Below are 19,569 nucleotides of genomic sequence, written 5' to 3'. Positions count from 1 at the left end.
GATGCCGAGGCCGCGCAGCCGCTCGCATGTTCGTCTATGTCTGTTTCTGACCGAGTCGGTTCGATAGATCGCGCGGCCGTTCACGCCGGGATTAGGAAGAGGTTGCTGGGGTGTTGCGGCCGCCGGCACGGGCGTCTCCAGTCCCGGGTCGGTGCGCCGGTGCACACCAGGTGGGCGGCTCCGTGCAGGGCATACGGCACGGACCGCCGTACTCGGCAACCGGATCCCCGCGAGGAAGGACAAGGCATTGACGACCCAAGAGGGCACTGAGGTACCGAGGGTTCGCCGGCGACCACTGGGGCGCGCGCTCATCGGCGCCCTGGCCGCGGTGGCGCTGATTCCGGTCGCGGCCGTCAGCGGCGCGTCACCGGCCGTCGCGGCCACCAACCAGTTCAGGGGCATGAACTGGGCCGTGCTGGGTGACAACTTCAGCACCGGCCCGCTCGTCATCCAGGGCCTGAGCCAGTCCGACAGCAACGCGACCGTGCGGGCCAAGGCCAATGCCCTCTACGACGACATGGCGGCCATGGGCGTCAACACCGTCCGGCTGCCGATCAACACCCACACCGTCGGCACGACGTGGTGGAACAACTACCGCGGCGCCATCGACGCCGCCACCGCCCGCGGGTTCAAGGTCATCCTGGCCTACTGGGAGGACGGCGCCGCCTCCGGCGGCAGGATCACGAACATCGCCGCGTGGAACACGATGTGGTCGCGCGTGACCAACACCTACGGCTCCAACACCAACGTGTACTTCGAGCCGATGAACGAGCCGCACGGCTACAGTTCGGCGGACTGGCGCAACGTCGCGGCGAACTGGCTCAGCTACCACTACTCGGCGGTGCCCAGCCGGGTGCTCATCGGCGGCACCGGCTACAGCCAGGACCTGCGGGACGTCTGCAACGACAGCCGCTTCAGCGGTACGTTGTTCTCGTTCCACCACTACGCCTTCTTCTACAGCCCGATGACGTACGACGCCTTCCGCAGCCACGTCCAGACCCGCCTGGGCAACTGCGCCTCCCGCGCGGTCGTGACCGAGTTCGGCGCGCCGATGTCGACCGGCCTCAACTACGCCAACGCGAGCAGCACCGACAACTTCGTGCGCCACATCCGCGCCGTCACGCAGGTCATGCGGGACAACCGGATGGGCGGCACCTACTGGCCCGCGCTCGGCGGCAAGCCCGGCGACATCGGCTACGACTGGTACTCGATGTTCGCCTTCAGCGGCAGCGGCACCAACCTCAACCTGACCGTCCGCAACACCTCCGGCCGCGACCGGATCCGGTACGGCTGGGGGCTTTAGCTCGGCCGTCTCCACCTGACCGCGGACAGACGCGCCCCGCGCCGTGCCTCCTGCCCGGTGCCGGGGTCGCGGCTGTCCGCGGACGATACGCTCGCCGTCGCGCGGTGCCCAATGGTGAGGCGATGCTCAGGCCGCGGCGGGCTTTGACCGACGGTCCGGGTCGAAGACACGCTCCATCATCATGGCGCTTCTGCGCCGGCTCGCGAGCCGGCTCATCAGCACGCCCAACCGGTTGGATCGCCCGTCGACGACGACCGGACCCGGGTCTCGGCGTTCAAGGTGGGCCAGAGCGGTGGCGACGACGTCTTCGGGCCTTCGCGTCCTTCCGGAGGTCAGCACGCCGGCACCCGGTCCCATGCCGGTGGTGAACTCCGTGTCGGTGGCGCCGGGACAGACGGCGAACGCGGTGAGCCCGGTGCCGCGCAGCTCCGTCCAGAGCGACTCGCTGAAGCTCAGCACGAACGCCTTCGTGGCGCTGTAGACGGCCATCCTGGGGGAGGGAAGGTAGGCGGAGACACCGGCGACGTTGACGATGAAGCCGTTGGCGGCGCTCGACATCTGTGGCATGAACGCCGCGGTCAGCTGAACCGGCGCCGCCGCGTTGACGGCGATCTCCGTGGCGAGGCGTCCGGGATCCGCGTCAGCAAACCGGGCGAACGTGCCGAACGCCGCATTGTTGATCAAGCTGGTGACCTCCACGCCGCGATCGGCGACGGCCTTGCGAAGCTCGCTTCCGGCCGCCGGATGGGCGAGATCGAAGGGGAGCGCCTCGACCCGGACGCCGTATGCGCGGCGCAGCTCGTCCGCCAGCGACGTCAACAGCTCGGCGCGACGTGCGACGAGCACGAGGTTCGCGCCGCGCCCGGCCAGAGCCGCCGCGAAGGCGGCTCCGATCCCGGAGCTCGCCCCGGTGACGAGAACGGTCTGCGAGCGATAGTCGACGCTCATGCACACACCTTCCACTGTGGATTGACAACTGGTCGACCCGGCTGGACAAGACCGAGTCAACAGGGCGGCCGGGGTGGTCGTCCAAGACCTGTTCCGCACCCCGTCATGCAGAAATGACATAACGGGTACGCTGCGGACATGGGCGACGGCGAACCACACCTCACGGCCCCACGGCCCGGTCCCGACCTGGACCTGAGGCTGGTCCGCTACTTCACGGCCGTCGCCGAACACCTCAACTTCGCCCGTGCCGCGCAGGCGCTCCGCGTCGCCCAGCCGTCGTTGAGCCGCCAGATCCAGCGACTCGAAGACACCCTCGGCGTACGCCTCATCGAGCGCACCACCCAGGGCAGCCGGCTCACCGCCGCCGGCGAAGCCTTCCTCCCGCGGGCACAGACGCTCCTGCACAACGCCAGCCAGGCGGTGCGCGCCGCGCGTGGTGCCGCGCCGCCGCACACGATCACCATCGGCTACGTCGAAGACCTCGTCGTCACCCCCGCGGTCCGTGACCTGCGCCGCCGTAACCCCGACGCGCATGTGCGCACCCGCCACCTGGGCTGGCACGAGGCCCGCGCCCTGCCCGAGCGCCGGGTCGACGCGCTGGTCGTCCGCACGCCACTCGCGATCCCCGGCGACGACCTCGACATCACCGTCCTCTACGAGGAGCCGCGGGTGCTCGTCCTGCCCGCGTCTCACCGCCTGGCCGGAAAGGACACCGTCACCCCGGACGACTTCGCCGACGAGCCCATGGTGGCCTGCGCCGGAGCGCCCTCGGCGTGGACCGGTTTCTGGCGACTCGAACCCCGTCCGGACCAACGTACGGTTCCCCTGGCCCCGCTGCTCGCCGACACCGTCGAAGACAAGCTCGAAGCCGTCGCCGACGGCCAGGCTGTCGCCCTCGTGGCCGCGGACGACCCGCGCCTGACCTCGCGGGACGACGTCGTCACCGTCGCGGTCGACGGGATCGAGCCCTGCCACGTCGTCGTCGCCACCCGCCGCGACGACGCCAACCCGCTCGTCGGCCGGTTCCGCCAATCCGCACAGGCGCATCTGACCCGTCATTGACCGCGGGACGACCCACGGCGGAATCACGCAGTATCGGCCGGCGTGATTACGCAATCTCGTGGCCTGGACGCGTGCAGCGCCAGCCGCCCACTTGACCTGCTGCCCCGCGTACGCCGAAATGCTCTTGGCGGCCTTGCTTGCTCGCGCGGGTCCTTCGCCTCGGGAGGAAGGCGTCCCCCAGCCGCCCGAAATGGCGTTGCGCGGATCCCCGATCGATCGAGGCCGCCCTGTCTTTTGGGATCGGTAACCGGACGGAGGAAACAGATTTGCGACGAAGACTGGTACGCGGCCTGATCGCGACGCTGTTGGCGGTCGGGGTCGCGGTGCCCGCCAGCGTTCAGCCGGCCCAGGCTGCCGACGTCAGCGACTCGGTCATCACCCTGACGTTCACCGCGCTGAGGATCTCCCGCGGCGGCCTGTCCGCGGGTGAGATCGAGACGCTGGTCCGCGAGGTGGTCGGCCTGACCGTGCAGGCCCGCAACGAGGTCATCAGCCACATCGACGGGCACGTCGCCGCCCGGGCGCTGGGCGAGATGGACGCGTTCACCATCGAGTTCACCAACTACGAGCAGTTTCGCCACGACCAGCGGTGGGTGAGAAACCTGGCCAGCAGGCTCATCTCGTCCGCCTCGGTCGACAAGAGAGAGCTGGACGCCACCCAGGACGACAAGGCCGCCGACGCCATCGGGCACGCCCTCAACGTCAAGTACGCGATGGCCGAGGTGGCCGCCACGGACGCCGGGTACACCCCGGAGTCCAAGAGCCTGCTGCGCCAGCGGTACATCCAGGCCAACGAGGCGATCCTGCAGAAGCTGGAACCGGAGTGCCAGGTGACCTTCACCGACAACGACGCCTACCGGTACACGCGGACCTGGCAGTGCACGGCGGCCAACGGTGAGGACGCGACCGCCACGGAGACCCTCGACAAGCTGACCGGCCAATGGATCAACCCACCGGTCAATGTGGAGGATCTCAAGCTCGCGGCCGCCGTCAACTCCAGCTGGAAAGTGGCCAAGAACATCCTGCCCACGTTGAAGCAGCCATAGGAGACGAGCAGTGAGAAGAAGACTGTTGACCGGCCTCGCCGCCGCCAGCCTGGCGCTGTCGATCGCGGTTGCGGGCACCGGCGTGCCGGCCCAGGCCGCCGAAACCAAGCGCGCGACCGAAACGGCCAGCCCGCAGCTGTTCGCTTTCGACTGGGTCAGCCTGACCGTCGCCGTGGCCGGCTACCTGTTGAGCGGCAGCGGAGGCGGCGGCAATCTCGAAGCGGCGATCAACGAGATCAAGCTGGCCATCGAGCAGAGCAAGACCGAGATCATCGCGCAGATCGACGCCATCGCCGCCGCCGAGGTGGAGGCCTGTCTCGAAGCACACACCATCGAGTTCCTCAACATCGACTTCATGGACGAGTTCACGCTGCGGGCGTGGGCCCAGAACGCCACCAACTGCGCCACCCAGGCCAGCGCGTTCGCGGGCGCGGTGCAGAGCCCGCAGGCGGTCGACAAGATCGGCTTCGTCATCGGCCCGATCTTCGCCATCGTTCTCGCGGCCCGCGCCCAGGCCGGCTTCGTCAACGGCACCGACCTCGTCCTGCAAAGCCAGATCCGCGCCTACGAAGCCGTCGTGACCAAGCTGACCCCGACCAACTGCCAGTTGATCGTGACCAGCGAGGGGAGCGCCTTCTACGAGAAGTGGTGGACGTGCTGGGCCTACAACGGTGACGTCGGAAGGTCATCGCCCTGTTTCGGGCGCAACTGCATGCCGAACCGGACGACGGCCGAAAACCAGGCCACCCTAAACACCAGCCGCCCGGTCGCGGTCGTCGCGCTGCCCAGACTCCGGGCCGCGCTGCCCTGACACTGTCCACCAACCTTCGCCGGGGCGGGTGACCAGCGGCCGAACGCCGCCGGTCACCCGCCGAACGTTCACGGGTCGGCGATGTCGAGGGTGACCTTCGACAGTGGACAGCCCACGCAGGTCAGCACGTAGCCGTCGGCTTTCTGCTGTGGGGTAAGGCAGTTCGGCTCGCTCTGCGCGATCTGTCCGGTGTGGAGCTTCACCATGCACTCGCCGCAGTTGCCGACCGTGCAGGAGTACGGCATCGGCAGCCCCGCCGCGAGTCCCGCGTCGAGGAGCGTCTGGCCGGGCTCGACCACCACCGTGCCGACCGGCTGCCCGTTCTCCTCGACGGTCATCTGCTGCGGGACGGTCGCCACGGCCACGGTCTCCGCCCCGCTGGTGTAGCGCTCCTGGTGCACCAGCGCGTCCGGGACCCCGAGCCCGGCCAGCACGCCGTGTACGGCGTCCATCAGCGGTTCGGGGCCGCAGATGTAGAAGTGGGCGTCCCGAGCCGGAGCCAGGCCGGTGACCCAGCGGCGTACACCCTCCGCGCCGAGCCGACCGTCCCTGCGGGTCAGTACGTGGGTGACCGACAGCCGGTCGGGGTTGTCCCGCTCCAGCCGGGCCAGCTCGCCGGCGAAGATGACCTCCTGCTCGCTGCGGCTGCTGTAGAGCAGCGCGATCCGGCCGCCATCCGCCCGACCGGCGAGCCGCGTGCGGATGATGCTCATCATCGGTGTCACCCCGCTGCCCGCCGCGACCAGCACGATCTCCTCCGGCTGTCGCGGCCCGGCATGGAACGAGCCCGACGGGCCACGCACCGCGAGCCGGTCACCGGCGCGCAGGTTTCGGTGCACGTGGGTGGAGAAGCGGCCGCCCTCGACGCGCTTGACGGTGACCTCCAGCCGGGACGCCCCGGGCGCCGACGAGGCGGAGTAGGCCCGTCGCACCGGCCGGCCGTCGACGTCGGCGACGAGCGTGAAGAACTGCCCGGGCCGGAAGTCGAACGTACCCGGGCCGTCGCCGGCGTCCTCCAGCACGAGCGTGACCGCGCTCGGCGTCTCCCTGCGCACCTCGGCGATCCGCACGTCCCGCAAGGGGTTCTCCGGCCCGCTTTCGCCGGCAGGACGCCGGCGCAGGCGGCGGGCGAGGCCGCGGCGCCGGTTGCCCACGCTGGGCTCGATGCCCTCGTAGCCCTCCTTGCGCAGCCCCGAACGGTAGGCGCGGTTCATCACCAGCCGCAGCAGCCGGGTCACCCCCGGGATCGCCCCGAGCGCCTTCAACAGGAACGCGGGCGGGGCACCCTCGGCGTCCGTCGAGTTGGCGGCGAGGTGTTCGCCGGCCAGCGCCATCAGGTCCGGCACCTCGCCGGGGGAGACGTGCGCCTCCGGGCTCCACAGCCGCGAGCGCGCCACGGCGTCGTTGCCGGTCACCTCGGCGTGCTCGACGTCGATGAGCAGCGCCGCGTGCGGAGGCATGCCGCGTAGCGCCATCGTCTCCAGCAACGCCGGATCGTCGGTGATCGCGCCACGGCCGCGCACGTGCAGCACGCCGCTGCGTCCCGGGACGAGCGCGGCGAACGACAGCCGGTCGTCCCGTAACAGGTTGTGCAGCGTATCGGCGCGCTTGTTGCCCTTTCGGTCCGGGATGGCGAGCGTGCGGCCGTCCAGGATCCGGGCCACCGCCTGCCGATCCCCGCGCGGGCTCGTGTCGCTCCCGCCGGACGAGTCCCATGTAGACAGTGCGAGGAACGGCGCCGCGGCGAGGAACTCGGCGACGCCCGGCCGGCCCAGCGGCCCGTCACCGGCGATCCCGGCGGCCGGCGCGGCCACGGCGGGCGGCTGCCACAGGCGGGAGCGGAGGACGGCTTGCGCGCAGTGCACGTACGCCTCGTCGATGTCGACGGCCGTCTCCGCGCCCGTCCGCGCGGCCACCGTGCCGTTGACGCGCAGGATCTCCCCGACGCCGGGCAGGAGGAAGAAGAACGAGACCGGACCCCGCGGCTCGCCGGACCCGGGCAGCGAGAACGAGATCCGCGTGGGCGAGTGGACGCGCGCGAACCCCGGCCGGCCGCCCACGAAGGTGGTCCGGCTGGTGCCGCCGGCGTCCCGGTAGCCGAACGCCGCGATCGGGCACCGGGCGAGGATGGTGCGGCACCCCTCGTCGAGGGCGCTGATCTGCTTGAGCATGACCATCGGCGCCGGGCGGCCGACGGTCGTCTCGACCTCGTCCACCGTCGTCAGCCGGTGCCGGGTCTGATCGTCGTGTGCGACCCGGGTAGGCGCACCGTCTGGCCTCACGGCATCCCGCGAGCGCATCCTCACCGCCGCTGCTCACGTTTTCGCCGAGCACGGCTACGCCGCCGGCACCACCAACCGCATCGCCGAACGCGCCCGCATCTCCATCGGCTCGCTGTACCAGTACTTCCCGAACAAGGACGCCATCCTCGCCGAGCTGCTGGTGCGGCACATCGACCGCGGCACCTGGACGCAGGTCGACCAGCTCGACCTCTCCGCCGGGAGCCTGGCTGCGACGGTACGGACACTGGTCCGCGACGCGATCGACAACCACAGGGACGACCCGCAGCTGCTACGCATCATGATCGAGGAGGCGCCGCTGTCGCAGGAACTGCTCGACACGATCGACCGGCACGGACGGACCCGCGTCGCCCAGCTGCGCGATCTCCTCACCCGGCACCCGGATGTCCGCGTCCGCGACGTCGACACCGCGGCCGAGCTGATCCTGTTCACCGTGGAGATGAACACGCACAAGATCATGGCCGATCCGCGGACCATCCCGGTCGAGACGTTCGAAAACGAGCTGGTGGCCATGGTGGCCCGGTACCTGCGCGGCGACCCTTAGAGAGGTTTCGGAGTCGGGGTGGCTTTCGGCCGTTGGCGCATGACAGCCTTTGTCCGGGGCGTCACGTCGTGGCCTCGGCCTCCTCCCATGCGCTCAGGTAGTTTTTGATCGCTTGACGGTTGCGCTGCAGGGCGTCGATGCGTCGTTCGATGCTGACGAGCTGGCGTCGCAGTCCGTCCAGGTCCTTGACGGTCGGACAGTGGCGGGTACCGGGGTGTTCCGTCTCAGCGTCCAGGCACGGCAGGACCTCACGGATCATTTCTGTCGTCAGGCCGGCTTCGAGAAGCTCGCGGATCTGCAGCACGCGGTCGATGGCCGGTTCTCCGTACTTCCGGTACCCGTTGCTCGACCGGAACGGGTGCAGGATGCCGACCTGTTCGTAGTAGCGCAGCAGCCGGGGTGCCACTCCCGTCCTCGCCGCCAGATCGCCAATCTTCACCGATGTCTCACTTGCCCTTTCGTGGCCCGCGACCAGTCCACCAGCATCAAATGCCGAATCCGCCATCGACGGTCAACAGCGCGCCCGTGATGAACGCGGCCTTGTCGCTGGCGAAGAAGGTGACCGCCTTGGCGATGTCGTCGGTGGTGCCGAACCGCCCGAGGGGCGTCAGGGCCACCTGTGCGGCTCCGTTCGGCCCATCCGCGGGGTTCATGTCCGTGTCGACCGCGCCGGGCTGCACGACATTGACGGTGATACCGCGTGGACCAAAGTCGCGCGCCCACCCGCGACCGAGCTGGTCAATCGCCGCCTTACTCGCCGCGTACTCGGCGACGCCAGGGGTGGGAATGCGGTGCGCAACGATGCTTCCCACCAGGATGACACGCCCGCCATCCGGCAGATAGCGTGATGCGGAATGCGTGGTGACGATAGTCCCCAGCACGTTCGTGGCCATCATCTGCTGGACTCCGTCGAGGAGTTCCAGGTCCAACTGGTCGACTGTGCCCATGACGGCGACTCCAGCAGAATTCACCAGAACGTCGATTCGGCCACCCAGGAACTCGGCAGCCTGCTCGACAGCGGTGGACGCCTCGTGGGGAACGGACTGGTCCGCCCGCACAGCAAATGCCTTCGCCCCAAGAGCGGCCAGCTTGGCGACAACCTCTTCCGCCTGCTCGCGCGACTTTCGATAGGTGATGACAACACTCGCACCCTCACGCGCCAGTTCGCGGGCAATCCCAGCACCGATACCCCGGGACCCTCCGGTCACCAGCGCAGTCCGTCCCGTCAATGCCTTGGACACGGCGATCTCCCTACAGTTTCAGCTGACTCAGACTGACTCAGCCAAAGCTAAAGATTGACACTAGTGTCAAGGTCTACCTCCGTGGCCGTGACGGTCGTCACCCGACATTCGCGGCGGGTGGGGCTTGCCCCGCGAAGCCGGCAGCGGAGGCCGGGGATCTCGGCGAGCGCCAGCTCGCCGCCGGCCGTAGCGGTGCCCGCGGGAGCATGCGGTCCGCAGCTGGCGCGGACCGGGGCAAATCCTGTCCGAAGAAGCACCGGAAAGCGCACGGACCCGCTCGACTGGCCGGACGCGACCGTCGTGAGCGGTGACATCGTCACCCGGCTCAAGGAGGAATCCGATACCCGATGCATTACCTGGTTTCGGTAATCCGCGACAAGCCCGACCTGGCCACCGCGGACGAGATGGCGGCCATCGACGCGTTCAACGAGCGGCTCGTGGCGGAGGGTCAATCGGAAGGTCGAGCTACGGCCGTTCCTGGGCCAGTGAGCGTGCGTGGTGTCCGGTGCGAGTTCACGCTTCGGTCGCGGTTGCCGCGATCGCGGAGTGTGGCCGGTGAGTGCCGTCGCTGGGCGATGAACTCGGGGACCATGTCGATTCCCGCCGCGTCGACGCCCAGCGAGCGAAGGTAACCGGTGATGTGTCCGGGTCCGCAGCCCAGGTCGAGCACCCGACCGGGCCGGATCGACAGATGCCGCCCGATGAAGGCGAGGTCGTCGGCGTGCACCCGCTGGCTGGAGCCGAACAGCTCGATGTAGAGATCCGCCACGGACGCATACGCCTGCCGGACCCGCTCCGCGTTCACCGCGTGACTATACGAGCTCCGGCCGCGATCGCGTCCTTTCAGCTGAGCTGTTGGGCCAAGCCGACGACGATGCCTTCCGGGCCGCGGACGTAGCAGAGCCGATAGCTGTCTTCGTACCGCGCGAGCTCGCCGACGAGCTCGGCGCCGTGGGCGCGCAGGCGGGCAACGACGTCGTCGATGTCGTCCACGGCGAACATGACACGGCGGATGCCCAGCGTGTTTGCCGGCGCGTCTTTCGGCTCGGGGCTGATCGCCTTCGGCGTGTGAAACATCGCCAGCTCGATCCGGCCGTGCCCGTCCGGGGTCCGCAGCATCGCGACATCCTGGCGGACGTCGTCGATCCCGATGACGCGCTCCACCCAGCGTCCCTCGATCGGCCCCTTGCCCTCAAGCTCCATGCCAAGCTCGACGAAGAACGAGATAACGGCGTCGAGGTCGTCGACAACGATGAGGACGTTGTCCATCCGCTGGATCGTCATGCTGGGTCTCCTCGCTGTGCTGCGGCCACCATGGCCGGCATCCGCTCCTGAGACGGAGCCACCAGCCCGTTCTCGACATCCTTCGCATCATCCCCCTCCGGAATCCCGTGACGGGGCAGGTCCGAGTCATCGCTCGGGCGTGCCGATTCCAGGGACGGTGGCGAGGACGCAGATGACCGGCGGGCTGAGGGCGAGGGTCTGGGTACTCATCTGGGTGAAGCCGGCGCCGCGCAGCAGGTTCTCGATCTCGTCGGCGGCGTCGCGGGACGTGCCGGCGCTGGCGCCCGGGCAGCGGGGCTGCGACGCGATGGCAATGCGCCCGCCGGGCGCGAGTCGCCGGCGCAGCTCGGCGAGGCGTTCGGCCGGCGCGGGCCAAAACCCGAGGGAGTTGACGGCGAGGATCGCGTCGAAGGGGCCGTCGAGCGCGGGCGGAAGCCGATCGGCCGGGGCATTGACCAGGGTGACCCGGCCGGCCCGGATCGCGGCGGCGTTGCGCCTGGACGCCTGCCGGAGCATCACTTCGGAATGGTCGACGCCGTGCACGTGGCCCGCGCCGGCGCGGACCAGTTCCGCGACCGCGATGCCGGGGCCGAAGCCGACCTCGAGGATCTGGTCGGCGGGGCGAACACTGAGCAGCGAGACCACCCAGCGGTTACGCCGCCGGTTGGACGGGCGGTGGGCGAACACCCAGCCGGTCACGCGCCCGGCCGCGCCCCGAGGTCGGTGGGCCTGGCCGACGACGTCGCGGTCCAGGGCGCGCACGGCCGCGATCCCGGCACACCCGATCAGGTACTCCGCGGCCGCGGTCACCATCCGCCGCACCGCGGGTGGCAGGCTTGCCTCATGTCGTCTTCCCATGGCCGGCAGTCAACGACTTCAAGTGCGCCTGAAGTCAACTCGCCCGGCGGCCTGCTCACCATCGGCGAGCTGGCCCGCCGCGCCGGCGTCACCACCTCGGCCCTGCGCTGCTACGAGGAGCTCGGCCTGCTCGCCCCACCGGCCAGGATCTCCGGCCAGCGCCGCTACCCCGAGTCGGCGGCCCGGCTCGTCGCCGCCATCCTGCTCTACAGCGACGCGGGCTTTACCCTCGCCGAGCAGAAGACCCTCCTGGCCAACCAAGCGAGCACGCCCGGCGACCGCAGAGAGCTCATGCGGCGCAAGCTTGTGGAGCTCGACAAGCAGATCGCCGCCGCGCAGGCCGCCCGCGAGGCCATCCTGCACGGGCTGCACTGCCCCCACGACGACATCACGCGATGCCCCAACCTCAACGCCGGCATCACCGCCCGGCTCGCCGGCGAGACCTTGTCAGAGTCCCACCAGCGGTTGCACGCCCAATCCTGACGTCCGCCCGCGGCACGTCCACAGTGGATGGCATTGCGTGCCCGCGTTTCGCGTGCCCGCGCTTTACGCGCCCCCGAGAGGATTCGAACCTCTGACCTCGGCCTTCGGAGGGCCGCGCGCTTCCGCTGCGCTACGAGGGCATGGGTGCGGGCGGAGAGACTCGAACTCCCTGAGCACGAAGGCAACCGGGTTACAGCCGGCCCCACCTCACCATCGGTGGCGCGCCCGCATGGGGTGACTGGCCGGAGTCGAACCGGCGCCTTCAGGGCCACGACCTGACGCTCTACCACTGAGCTACAGCCACAGTGCCTGAGGAGGGTGTCGAACCCCCGGCCTCCGCTTTGTAAGAGCGGCGCTCTCCCGCTGAGCTACACAGGCATCGCGGCGTGCGCCGCGTGCGAATCGAACTCGACCACAGCCTGGATATAAGCCAGGTCCCACCAACCAGATGGGCTGCGCGCGCGCCGGCCCCTCCATCGCTCCGACGCCCGGATTCGAACCGGGATCACGCGGTTAACAGCCGCGGGCCCTGCCTGTTGGGCGACATCGGAATGGTCGCGCGTACGGGACTCGAACCCGTTTCCCCGACTTGAAAGGACGAGAGCCTACCCATAGCCGAACGCGCGAAGCGTGCCCCGAGACGGAATCGAACCGCCGATCTCCGCCGTGTCGAGGCGGCGCCCTGCCAGCTGGACCATCGGGACGTAGCGGTGGCCGGAAGTCTCCCGCCCAGGAGTCGAACCCTGACCGACCGCTTAGGACGCGGGTGCTCTCTCCATTGAGCTAGCGGGAGGAAATTGAGCTGGCGGGAGGAAATGGTGCGGCATCCAGCCAGCGCACATGCCGCGATCGTGAATCGTACGCCGTGAAGGAATCGAACCTTCGTCTGCCGATTAAGAGTCGGCGGCTAAACCACTCAGCTAACGGCGCATGGCGGAAGGTATGCTTCTGTGCATGCCCTCTGAGCTTGACCGGGCCTGAGTCGCCGGCATCATGCACGGCGACGGCTGCGTAACGATGAATGGACCTGGCCTGGCGCGAGCGTCGATGAAGCGACGGCGACCGCTCGTCGTTGGGCCGAGGTAGCCAGAACCGGCCGGCAATCGCTGGCGGAAGGTAGACGAGTCGAACGCCCGCCGTTTCCGGCGCCTCCGGCTTTCGAGGCCGGCTGGCCCCCACGGGCCGGTACCTTCCACAGTCGGGCTGACCGGATTTGAACCGATGACCTCCGCGTCCCGAACGCGGTGCGCTACCAAACTGCGCCACAGCCCGTTGAGTCGGGGTAGCCGGATGCGAACCGACGGCTTCTTCGCCCCAGAGCGACGCCCTTTCCACCTGGGCGACGACGGGAGGAGCGGAGAGTCGGGGACTCGAACCCCGAACGGTGTGACCCGCGACGGGTTAGCAACCCGCTTGCCTTGCCGATGGCGAACTCTCCAGAGGGCGGCGCCCGGAGACCTATTCCGGCGGGCGTACTCCTGGGCCCACCACAGGTCCCGCTGGTACGCGGCCATCTGCGGCGTGCCGGCCAGGAACACGGCCAGGTCCCGGTCCGGCAGATCCGCGTTGTGCGGCAGGCCTCGCGCGACGGCCATGTGCCGCTCGGCGAGTTCCTTGCCGATGTTTCGCGAACCGGAGTGCAGCATCAGCCACACCCGGTCGTCAGGGCTGTCCTGCTCGACGCAGACCTCGATGAAATGGTTGCCGCCGCCGAGGGTGCCCATCTGGGTGTGGGCTCGTCCCTCAAGCTTGGCCACGCCATCGTCGAGGGTGCCGAACTGCCGCCAGAACGCTTCCCAGCCGGCCTGCTCGAGACCACGGATCCGGCGTGGGTCGACGGCGCTGTCGCGCTGGGCGAAACCAACCGGGATCGCGGCCTCGACGGCGGTACGCAGCGGGCCGAGGTCATCGGGCAGCTCGGTCGCGGTGAGCGACGTGCGGACCGCGGACATCCCGCAGCCGATGTCGACGCCGACGGCGGCCGGCGAGATGGCCTGACGCATGGCGATCACCGAGCCGACAGTGGCGCCCTTGCCGAAATGGACGTCGGGCATGACCGCGACGCCCTCGACCCAGGGCAGGCTGCCGATGTTGCGTAGCTGCTGGGCGGCCTGCGGCTCGATGCTGTACGGGTCGGTCCAGACCCGCACGGGCGCCCTCGTGCCCGGCAGCGGGTCGAATCCCATGGTCGGCGCCTCCTGTGGTCGGCTGTTGCGATCGCTTGACGCGCCTCGTACGGGATTCGAACCCGCGCATCTCCGCCTTGACAGGGCGGCGTCCACTCCGCTGGACCGACGAGGCATGCGTACCCGGAGCGCGATTCGAACGCGCACTGTGCCGGCTCTGAACCGGCTGCCTCCTGCCGTTGGGCTACCCGGGCATGGTGGACAACCTCGGTATCGAACCGAGCAGGCGCTGCTTGCAAGGCAGCGCTGCACACCTGTGCGTCGCCCGTGAGAGCCAGCGTCCGGGCTCGAACCGGATCCGCCGCGTTACGAATGCGGTGCACCACCCGTCGTGCTGCGCTGGCATGGAGCCGACGCCCAGGCTCGAACTGGGTCCACCGGTTTACAAGACCGGGGCACAACCCGTTGTGCTTCGTCGGCGAGTTGTGTCCGAGGCGGGAGTCGAACCCGCACGCCCCGAAGGGCACTAGCACCTCAAGCTAGCGCGTCTACCGTTCCGCCACAGGGACATGTTGCTGGGAGCGGAGGATTCGAACCTCCAACCTTCCGGTTCAGAGCCGGACGTGCTGCCAGATTGCACCAGCTCCCAAAGGCGGCCGGCGGAGAGAGGTACGCCGGCCGCGTCATCAGCGCACCGCGAGCGACGCCCACGTCGGGGTCGCCGGCTCGAACCGCAACCGCATCCCGGCCTCGGCGGGGGTGCGGTCGCCCTTGCGCTGGTTGCAGCCATCGCACGCGGCGATGGTGTTGGACCAGGTGTTCCTGCCGCCGCGGGAGCGGGGCAGGATGTGGTCGACGGTCGTGGCGTGCCCGTCGCAGTACCCGCAGCGGCGGTCGTCGCGGGCCAGCACACCCGGCCGAGACCAGGCCGGGCCGGCGGTGTACCGCCACTTCGTGACCACGTACCGGACCAGCCGCACGACCGTGGGGACCGGGTAGACGCCGATCAGCCGGTCGGGCTGGGCTTCGTGGACCTCGGCGACACGCCGCACGAGCATGCGTACGGCGTGCCGGAGACTGACCCGGTGGAGCGGGCCGAGGTCGGCGTTGATGACCAGGACGTCCACCGGATCCTCCTTTCCTCGTCGTGCCAAGCTGAGTCCTCAATGGAGCGGACCGCGGGGATCGAACCCGCGTCTTCGCTTTGGAAGAGCGACGTGAGCACCAGCCTCACCAGATCCGCATGTGGGCCGTGCCGGTCTCGAACCGGCCACCTCCTCGCTGAGAACGAGGTGAGCTACCCGCTGCTCCAACGGCCCATGACGGCAGCGGTCCCGGTCCTGAACCGGCATGGCTTGTCCTCTCCCGCCGCCGAGCGCCCTTCCCCCGGATCGAATCCCGCCGCCGAGCGCCCTTCCCCCGGATCGAACGGAAAACCCCAAACCGGGTCCGGTCGCTCCCGAACCACCCGGCCGGCCAACGGATTCCTCCGCTGGCCGGCCGGGCATCGTGTGTATGCCATCCACTGTGGAGTTCTCAACCATCGACGCCATACCGGGCGAGCCCAGGGCGAAGCAGGGGCGGCAGGACTCGAACCTGCAACCGGCGGTTTTGGAGGCCGCTGCGCTGCCAGTTGCGCCACGCCCCTAGGAAAAAGGTTGTGCAGTAACGAAAACGCCGCCCGGTCCCTTGTCTGGGTGGGCGGCGCTCGCGCTGTCTGTCGCGCTTACGTCCGCCGTGGGCCCAGGCTCGCCTTGTCGCTGGCGGTCACGTCGGTGAGTCGCTCGGCACAGGGCACGCCAGCGACACCGAACAGCGTGTGCCGCTGCGGTTTCGATGAGGTGTGCCACAACATCGCCGGTAACTCCTCAGGTCGTTGGTGCCTTGTGTTCTTACGGTAAGGGCGCGCGTCCAGAAGGGTCAACCGCCTTTTCGGCTCCGGCTATTCCGCCATCGCGCGCGGCGGCCCCATCCCGGCCGCGTACAGCCTGCGGCTACCGCGGCTCTGGCCGGTGAGCGACCGGTTCCGGATGGTTGCTTCCTGCGGGGTACGGCGCCGGCGGCCGGTTGCGCCGCGCCCATCGGGTCCCGTCCGGCGTAGCACGCCACCAGCGGCGCGACGCCAGTGCGGCCAGCCCGGCGCCGGCGGCGTTGAGCAGTACGTCGTCCACAGAGGACACCCGGTCCAGCCGCAGGATGTACTGGGCGGTCTCGACCAGGACCGAGCAGCCCGCCGCGAGCGCCAGGATTCGCGGCAATGAAGCCAGCGCCGCGAACCGCGGCGGAGCGAAGAATCCCAGCGCCGCGAACACCAGCAGGTTGCCGACGACCTGGCCGGTCAGCGTCAGCGGCTCCCGGTCGGCGACAATCGTGAGCAGATCCCGCAGCGGTACGAGGCTCAGCCGACCAGCGACGGCGCCGGCCTGCTCGCCCGGCAACAGGATCATCCATACCCACGGCACCGTCCCGTAGGCGATGCCGACCTCGGCCAGCGACATCCGCCATGCCCGCGCCGGCGTGGTGCCGGTGGCACTCCGGCGCCGTGCCAGAGCCCACACCGCCAGCGCCGCGAGCGGCAGCACGGCCACCGTGAGGAGCACCACGCCGGTGAACGTGCCGAGCAAGCCGTGCCAACCCCGGACCATGCCGTCTCCGCTTCCGTCCGACCGTGGAATCTACCCGGGGCCGTTGTCGCTCGCCGGCCGCTGCCGGGAGAGTGGGCATAACAAACCACAGCTTACCGGCCGGTAGCATATCGTCGGCATATCGAAAACCGGATACGTGCTGGCAACATCCCATTCCCTTGACTGGAGAAATGTCCTACAGGGAACCAGTGCGTACAGCGGCCCGTCGCAGCCGATCGCTGGCGTCCGCGTCCTCCTCGACCGTCGCGACCATGGGCATCACGATTTATGGATGCGGGCAGGACGAGGCCGTCTTGTTTCGAGAGATGGGGCCCCGCTTCGGGGTAATCCCGACCATCACCGAGGCGGCGGTATCTGAGGCAAACGTCGAACTGGTGTCCGGAAACCGCTGCATCAGCGTCGGTCACAAAACCCAGGTCACGACGTCCACACTTCTCGCGCTCAGCCGAGCCGGAGTGGCGTACATCTCCACGAGAAGCATCGGATACAACCACATCGACCTGCGGTATGCCGAGAGCGTCGGCATCTCCGTCGAAAATGTCGCCTATTCACCCGACAGCGTGGCCGACTACACGCTGATGCTGATGCTCATGGCGGTGCGAAACGCGAAGCACATGATCCGCCGGGTGGAAGTCCATGACTACAGGCTGAACGAGGTACGCGGGAAAGAACTGCGCGACCTGACCGTCGGGGTCGTCGGCACGGGACGCATCGGTGCCGCCGTCATGGACCGGCTGCGGGGTTTCGGCTGCCGAATACTGGCCTGTGACAACCGTCCCAAGACCTCGGCCGACTACGTTCAGCTCGACGAACTGCTACGGCGTAGCGACATCGTGACGCTCCATACGCCACTCAACGCGGATACGCACCATCTCCTCAGCCGTCGACGTATCGAACGGATGAAGCACGGTGCCTTTCTCGTCAACACCGGACGCGGCTCACTTATCGATACCGAGGCCCTCATCTCGGCCTTGGAAAGCGGCAGGCTGGGCGGAGCGGCGCTGGACGTCCTCGAAGGGGAGGAAGGAATATTCTACGCCGACCGCAGAAACAAGCCCGTCGAGAGCGAGGCGCTGCTGCGGTTGCAGAGCCTGCCGAACGTGCTCATCAGCCCGCACACCGCCTACTACACGGACCACGCACTGAGCGACGCCGTCGAAAACTCCATCATCAATTGCCTGAGATTTGAAGGCAGGTAGGTAGCAGCATGGATAGGTTGAAAATCGGGATTCTGTTCGGGGGCTGTTCCGAGGAACATCCTGTCTCCGTCAAATCCGCGCAAGAGGTCGCCAGGCATCTCGATGTCGAAAGGTACGAGCCGTTCTACATCGGGATTACCAAGGGCGGCGCCTGGAGGCTCTGCGACGGCCCCGGCGTGAACTGGGAAGACGGCGGTGGCCGCCCGGCTGTGCTGTCGCCGGACAGAGGCGTACGCGGACTGCTGGTCCTGGACCACGGTAAGTACGAGACGATCAGTCTGGACCTGGTGCTGCCGGTCCTGCACGGCAAGCTCGGCGAAGACGGCGCGATGCAGGGCTTGCTGGAGCTCTCCGGCATCCCGTACGCGGGCTGCGACGTCCAGAGTTCCGCCCTGTGCATGGACAAGTCTCTCGCCTACGTCGTCGCCAGAAGCGCGGGAATCGCCACACCGAACTTCTGGATCGTCACGGCGAACGAAAACATCGATCCCGCCCAGCTCACCTATCCCGTCTTCGTGAAGCCGGCGCGTTCGGGTTCGTCCTTCGGCGTCAGCAAGGTGTCTCGCGGAGAGGAGCTGCCGGCCGCGGTGGAAACCGCCCGGCAGTACGACTCGAAGGTGTTGATCGAGGAGGCTGTCGTCGGCAGCGAGGTCGGATGTGCCATCTTGGGCAACGATCTGGACCTGATCGCCGGCGAGGTCGACCGGATCGCGCTGTCCCACGGATTTTTCCGCATCCATCAGGAGAGCCAGCCCGAAAGCGGTTCGGAAAACTCGACCCCGATCGTTCCCGCGGACATCTCGGCAGAGTCACGCTCGCTCGTCCAGGATACGGCCAAGGCCATATATCGGGCTCTGGGGTGCCGGGGACTGTCGCGGGTGGACATGTTTCTCAAGGAGGACGGAACGGTGGTCCTCAACGAGGTCAACACGTTCCCCGGCATGACCTCGTACAGCCGCTATCCGAGGATGATGGCGGCTGCGGGCTTGACGCTCTCCGACGTGATCGACCGGGTGGTGTCGTTGACGCTGACAGGAAAACCTCTATGAAGGACGGCTTTGTCTTCGTAGACGAGGTGGTGCCCGGCATCCGTTGGGATGCCAAGTATGCCACCTGGGACAACTTCACCGGCAAGCCGGTGACCGGATACCTGGCCAACCGGATCGTCGCCACGAGGGCTTTGTGCGCGGCCCTGGAAAAGGCGTGCGAAAAGGCCGAGTCCCTCGGCTTTGGTCTGCTCGTGTGGGACGGCTATCGCCCGCAACGTGCCGTCGACTGCTTTCTGCGCTGGTCGAGACAGCCGGAGGACGGCCGGACGAAGCGACGGCACTATCCGAATATCGACCGAGCCGAGATGTTCGAGAAAGGATATGTGGCCGCCAAGTCGGGCCACAGTCGGGGCAGCACGGTCGACTTGACGCTCTATCACCTGGCCACCGGTGAGCTCGCGCCCATGGGCGGTGACCACGACCTGATGGACTCGATCTCCCATCACGGAGCGAGGGGGATCGCGGAAGCCGAAGCGCGAAACCGTCGACACCTCTGCTCCATCATGGAGGCCTGCGGCTTCCGGCGGTACGATCGCGAGTGGTGGCACTACACGCTGAAAGACGAGCCGTACCCGGACACCTATTTCGATTTTCCGATCGAAGCGGTCGGCGGCGGCGCGCGGGCGGCGTAGCCACGCGCCCGCGGCGGTGAGCGGCGCGGTGCACCTCC

General features: G+C 68.5%; 17 protein-coding genes, 21 tRNA genes and 3 pseudogenes. 10 read left to right on the top strand and 31 right to left on the bottom strand.

The genetic code is table 11. From position 1 onward, the window contains the following. The first annotated feature begins 247 nt into the window (after positions 1-247). Complete coding sequence (locus tag RB614_RS35295; protein ID WP_308717035.1) at positions 248-1,303, top strand: glycoside hydrolase family 5 protein; 1,056 nt, start codon at positions 248-250, stop codon at positions 1,301-1,303. Positions 1,304-1,429: 126 nt separating this feature from the next. Here RB614_RS35295 and RB614_RS35290 read toward each other — a convergent pair whose 3' ends face one another. Next, a complete protein-coding gene (locus RB614_RS35290) occupies positions 1,430-2,251 on the bottom strand; it encodes an SDR family NAD(P)-dependent oxidoreductase (RefSeq protein WP_308717034.1) in 822 nt (273 codons plus the stop codon). Between the two features lie 138 nt (positions 2,252-2,389). Here RB614_RS35290 and RB614_RS35285 point away from each other — a divergent pair, with 138 nt between their 5' ends. The 3 genes from RB614_RS35285 (at position 2,390) to RB614_RS35275 (ending at position 5,170) form a co-directional block, all read left to right on the top strand. After that, complete coding sequence (locus RB614_RS35285; RefSeq protein WP_308717033.1) at positions 2,390-3,313, top strand: LysR family transcriptional regulator; 924 nt, start codon at positions 2,390-2,392, stop codon at positions 3,311-3,313. Between the two features lie 266 nt (positions 3,314-3,579). After that, complete coding sequence (locus tag RB614_RS35280; RefSeq protein WP_308717032.1) at positions 3,580-4,359, top strand: hypothetical protein; 780 nt, start codon at positions 3,580-3,582, stop codon at positions 4,357-4,359. Positions 4,360-4,384: 25 nt separating this feature from the next. Next, on the top strand, positions 4,385-5,170 hold the full coding sequence (locus RB614_RS35275; protein ID WP_308717031.1) for a hypothetical protein: 786 nt from the start codon (positions 4,385-4,387) through the stop codon (positions 5,168-5,170). 68 nt (positions 5,171-5,238) lie between these two features. Here the strand turns inward: RB614_RS35275 and RB614_RS35270 are convergent, their stop codons facing one another. Then, positions 5,239-7,386, bottom strand: coding sequence for a 2Fe-2S iron-sulfur cluster-binding protein (locus RB614_RS35270; protein ID WP_308717030.1), 2,148 nt, complete (start codon positions 7,384-7,386; stop codon positions 5,239-5,241). 82 nt (positions 7,387-7,468) lie between these two features. On the opposite strand from RB614_RS35270, the pseudogene RB614_RS35265 reads away from it, so the two are divergent. Further along, positions 7,469-7,597 (top strand): annotated as a pseudogene (locus RB614_RS35265) (helix-turn-helix domain-containing protein); the annotation flags it as partial. A gap of 15 nt (positions 7,598-7,612) precedes the next feature. Continuing rightward, positions 7,613-8,014 (top strand): hypothetical protein, encoded by a 402-nt coding sequence (locus RB614_RS35260; RefSeq protein ID WP_308717029.1) that lies wholly within the window; start codon positions 7,613-7,615, stop codon positions 8,012-8,014. Between the two features lie 61 nt (positions 8,015-8,075). Here the strand turns inward: RB614_RS35260 and RB614_RS35255 are convergent, their stop codons facing one another. The 5 genes and pseudogenes from RB614_RS35255 to RB614_RS35235 form a co-directional block, all read right to left on the bottom strand. Further along, entirely contained in the window at positions 8,076-8,453 is a 378-nt protein-coding gene (locus tag RB614_RS35255; RefSeq protein WP_308717028.1) for a MerR family transcriptional regulator, read from the bottom strand. A gap of 46 nt (positions 8,454-8,499) precedes the next feature. Then, entirely contained in the window at positions 8,500-9,255 is a 756-nt protein-coding gene (locus RB614_RS35250) for an SDR family NAD(P)-dependent oxidoreductase (protein ID WP_308717027.1), read from the bottom strand. 562 nt (positions 9,256-9,817) lie between these two features. Beyond that, positions 9,818-10,060: pseudogene (locus tag RB614_RS35245) on the bottom strand (methyltransferase domain-containing protein); the annotation flags it as partial. Between the two features lie 38 nt (positions 10,061-10,098). Beyond that, a complete protein-coding gene (locus RB614_RS35240; RefSeq protein ID WP_308717026.1) occupies positions 10,099-10,539 on the bottom strand; it encodes a VOC family protein in 441 nt (146 codons plus the stop codon). A gap of 126 nt (positions 10,540-10,665) precedes the next feature. Next, positions 10,666-11,397, bottom strand: a complete 732-nt coding sequence (locus RB614_RS35235; protein ID WP_308717025.1) for a class I SAM-dependent methyltransferase — start codon at positions 11,395-11,397, stop codon at positions 10,666-10,668. Between RB614_RS35235 and RB614_RS35230 the strand changes: the two genes are divergently transcribed. Further along, a complete protein-coding gene (locus RB614_RS35230) occupies positions 11,383-11,880 on the top strand; it encodes a MerR family DNA-binding transcriptional regulator (protein WP_308717024.1) in 498 nt (165 codons plus the stop codon). The two genes, RB614_RS35235 and RB614_RS35230, sit on opposite strands and share 15 nt — an antisense overlap. Before the next feature lie 68 nt (positions 11,881-11,948). On the opposite strand, the gene RB614_RS35225 is transcribed toward RB614_RS35230, so the two are convergent. The 24 genes and pseudogenes from RB614_RS35225 to RB614_RS35110 all read right to left on the bottom strand — a co-directional run bounded on the left by RB614_RS35225 (position 11,949) and on the right by RB614_RS35110 (position 16,651). Next, positions 11,949-12,020, bottom strand: a tRNA-Arg gene (locus RB614_RS35225). Positions 12,021-12,025: 5 nt separating this feature from the next. After that, positions 12,026-12,109 (bottom strand) — tRNA-Tyr (locus tag RB614_RS35220). A gap of 1 nt (position 12,110) precedes the next feature. After that, positions 12,111-12,184 (bottom strand) — tRNA-His (locus RB614_RS35215). Between the two features lie 2 nt (positions 12,185-12,186). Continuing rightward, positions 12,187-12,258, bottom strand: a tRNA-Val gene (locus RB614_RS35210). Positions 12,259-12,359: 101 nt separating this feature from the next. Then, a tRNA-Asn gene (locus RB614_RS35205) sits at positions 12,360-12,431 on the bottom strand. 1 nt (position 12,432) lies between these two features. Next, positions 12,433-12,506 (bottom strand) — tRNA-Glu (locus RB614_RS35200). Between the two features lie 5 nt (positions 12,507-12,511). Beyond that, a tRNA-Val gene (locus RB614_RS35195) sits at positions 12,512-12,584 on the bottom strand. Positions 12,585-12,601: 17 nt separating this feature from the next. Next, a tRNA-Arg gene (locus tag RB614_RS35190) sits at positions 12,602-12,673 on the bottom strand. 66 nt (positions 12,674-12,739) lie between these two features. Then, positions 12,740-12,810 (bottom strand) — tRNA-Lys (locus tag RB614_RS35185). Positions 12,811-12,987: 177 nt separating this feature from the next. Continuing rightward, positions 12,988-13,074, bottom strand: a tRNA-Ser gene (locus tag RB614_RS35180). A 4-nt stretch (positions 13,075-13,078) separates the two neighbouring features. Further along, a tRNA-Pro gene (locus RB614_RS35175) sits at positions 13,079-13,152 on the bottom strand. An 83-nt stretch (positions 13,153-13,235) separates the two neighbouring features. After that, positions 13,236-13,318 (bottom strand) — tRNA-Ser (locus RB614_RS35170). Positions 13,319-13,394: 76 nt separating this feature from the next. Continuing rightward, positions 13,395-13,934, bottom strand: a pseudogene (locus RB614_RS44440) (RtcB family protein); the annotation flags it as partial. A gap of 173 nt (positions 13,935-14,107) precedes the next feature. Beyond that, positions 14,108-14,181: transfer RNA gene (locus RB614_RS35160), tRNA-Asp, on the bottom strand. 5 nt (positions 14,182-14,186) lie between these two features. Then, positions 14,187-14,260 (bottom strand) — tRNA-Leu (locus tag RB614_RS35155). 78 nt (positions 14,261-14,338) lie between these two features. After that, positions 14,339-14,410, bottom strand: a tRNA-Thr gene (locus RB614_RS35150). Between the two features lies 1 nt (position 14,411). Further along, positions 14,412-14,486: transfer RNA gene (locus RB614_RS35145), tRNA-Thr, on the bottom strand. A 6-nt stretch (positions 14,487-14,492) separates the two neighbouring features. Then, a tRNA-Leu gene (locus RB614_RS35140) sits at positions 14,493-14,575 on the bottom strand. Positions 14,576-14,581: 6 nt separating this feature from the next. Further along, positions 14,582-14,655, bottom strand: a tRNA-Gln gene (locus RB614_RS35135). Between the two features lie 37 nt (positions 14,656-14,692). Then, positions 14,693-15,133 carry an HNH endonuclease gene (locus tag RB614_RS35130; protein WP_308717022.1) on the bottom strand — a complete coding sequence of 147 codons (441 nt, stop codon included), beginning with the start codon at positions 15,131-15,133 and terminating at the stop codon, positions 14,693-14,695. 40 nt (positions 15,134-15,173) lie between these two features. Further along, positions 15,174-15,249 (bottom strand) — tRNA-Gly (locus RB614_RS35125). Positions 15,250-15,252: 3 nt separating this feature from the next. Further along, positions 15,253-15,325: transfer RNA gene (locus tag RB614_RS35120), tRNA-Glu, on the bottom strand. Positions 15,326-15,581: 256 nt separating this feature from the next. Continuing rightward, a tRNA-Trp gene (locus tag RB614_RS35115) sits at positions 15,582-15,654 on the bottom strand. A 346-nt stretch (positions 15,655-16,000) separates the two neighbouring features. After that, positions 16,001-16,651, bottom strand: coding sequence for a VanZ family protein (locus RB614_RS35110; protein ID WP_308717021.1), 651 nt, complete (start codon positions 16,649-16,651; stop codon positions 16,001-16,003). A 251-nt stretch (positions 16,652-16,902) separates the two neighbouring features. On the opposite strand from RB614_RS35110, the gene vanH reads away from it, so the two are divergent. The 3 genes from vanH to vanX are packed head-to-tail and all read left to right on the top strand — an operon-like array spanning position 16,903 to position 19,531. Continuing rightward, positions 16,903-17,850 (top strand): D-lactate dehydrogenase VanH, encoded by a 948-nt coding sequence (gene vanH / locus RB614_RS35105; protein ID WP_308717020.1) that lies wholly within the window; start codon positions 16,903-16,905, stop codon positions 17,848-17,850. A gap of 8 nt (positions 17,851-17,858) precedes the next feature. Further along, entirely contained in the window at positions 17,859-18,899 is a 1,041-nt protein-coding gene (gene vanA-Sc, locus RB614_RS35100) for a D-alanine--(R)-lactate ligase VanA-Sc (RefSeq protein ID WP_308717019.1), read from the top strand. Beyond that, positions 18,896-19,531 carry a D-Ala-D-Ala dipeptidase VanX gene (gene vanX / locus RB614_RS35095; RefSeq protein WP_308717018.1) on the top strand — a complete coding sequence of 212 codons (636 nt, stop codon included), beginning with the start codon at positions 18,896-18,898 and terminating at the stop codon, positions 19,529-19,531. The genes vanA-Sc and vanX overlap by 4 nt, the downstream gene beginning before the upstream one ends. Positions 19,532-19,569: the final 38 nt, after the last annotated feature.

Origin of the sequence: Phytohabitans maris (genome assembly GCF_031085175.1) — a bacterium.
Classification (GTDB): domain Bacteria; phylum Actinomycetota; class Actinomycetes; order Mycobacteriales; family Micromonosporaceae; genus Phytohabitans; species Phytohabitans maris.
Note: the sequence above shows the minus strand (reverse complement) of the source record. Positions and strands in the feature narration are given on the sequence as shown.

Excerpts from the sequence above, each read along its gene's own strand:
- RB614_RS35110 (WP_308717021.1), bottom strand. The coding sequence starts at position 16,651 with ATGGTCCGGGGTTGGCACGGCTTGCTCGGCACGTTCACCGGCGTGGTG.
- vanH (WP_308717020.1), top strand. The coding sequence starts at position 16,903 with ATGGGCATCACGATTTATGGATGCGGGCAGGACGAGGCCGTCTTGTTT.
- vanA-Sc (WP_308717019.1), top strand. The coding sequence starts at position 17,859 with ATGGATAGGTTGAAAATCGGGATTCTGTTCGGGGGCTGTTCCGAGGAA.
- RB614_RS35240 (WP_308717026.1), bottom strand. The coding sequence starts at position 10,539 with ATGACGATCCAGCGGATGGACAACGTCCTCATCGTTGTCGACGACCTC.
- vanX (WP_308717018.1), top strand. The coding sequence starts at position 18,896 with ATGAAGGACGGCTTTGTCTTCGTAGACGAGGTGGTGCCCGGCATCCGT.
- RB614_RS35285 (WP_308717033.1), top strand. The coding sequence starts at position 2,390 with ATGGGCGACGGCGAACCACACCTCACGGCCCCACGGCCCGGTCCCGAC.
- RB614_RS35290 (WP_308717034.1), bottom strand. The coding sequence starts at position 2,251 with ATGAGCGTCGACTATCGCTCGCAGACCGTTCTCGTCACCGGGGCGAGC.
- RB614_RS35230 (WP_308717024.1), top strand. The coding sequence starts at position 11,383 with ATGTCGTCTTCCCATGGCCGGCAGTCAACGACTTCAAGTGCGCCTGAA.
- RB614_RS35235 (WP_308717025.1), bottom strand. The coding sequence starts at position 11,397 with ATGGGAAGACGACATGAGGCAAGCCTGCCACCCGCGGTGCGGCGGATG.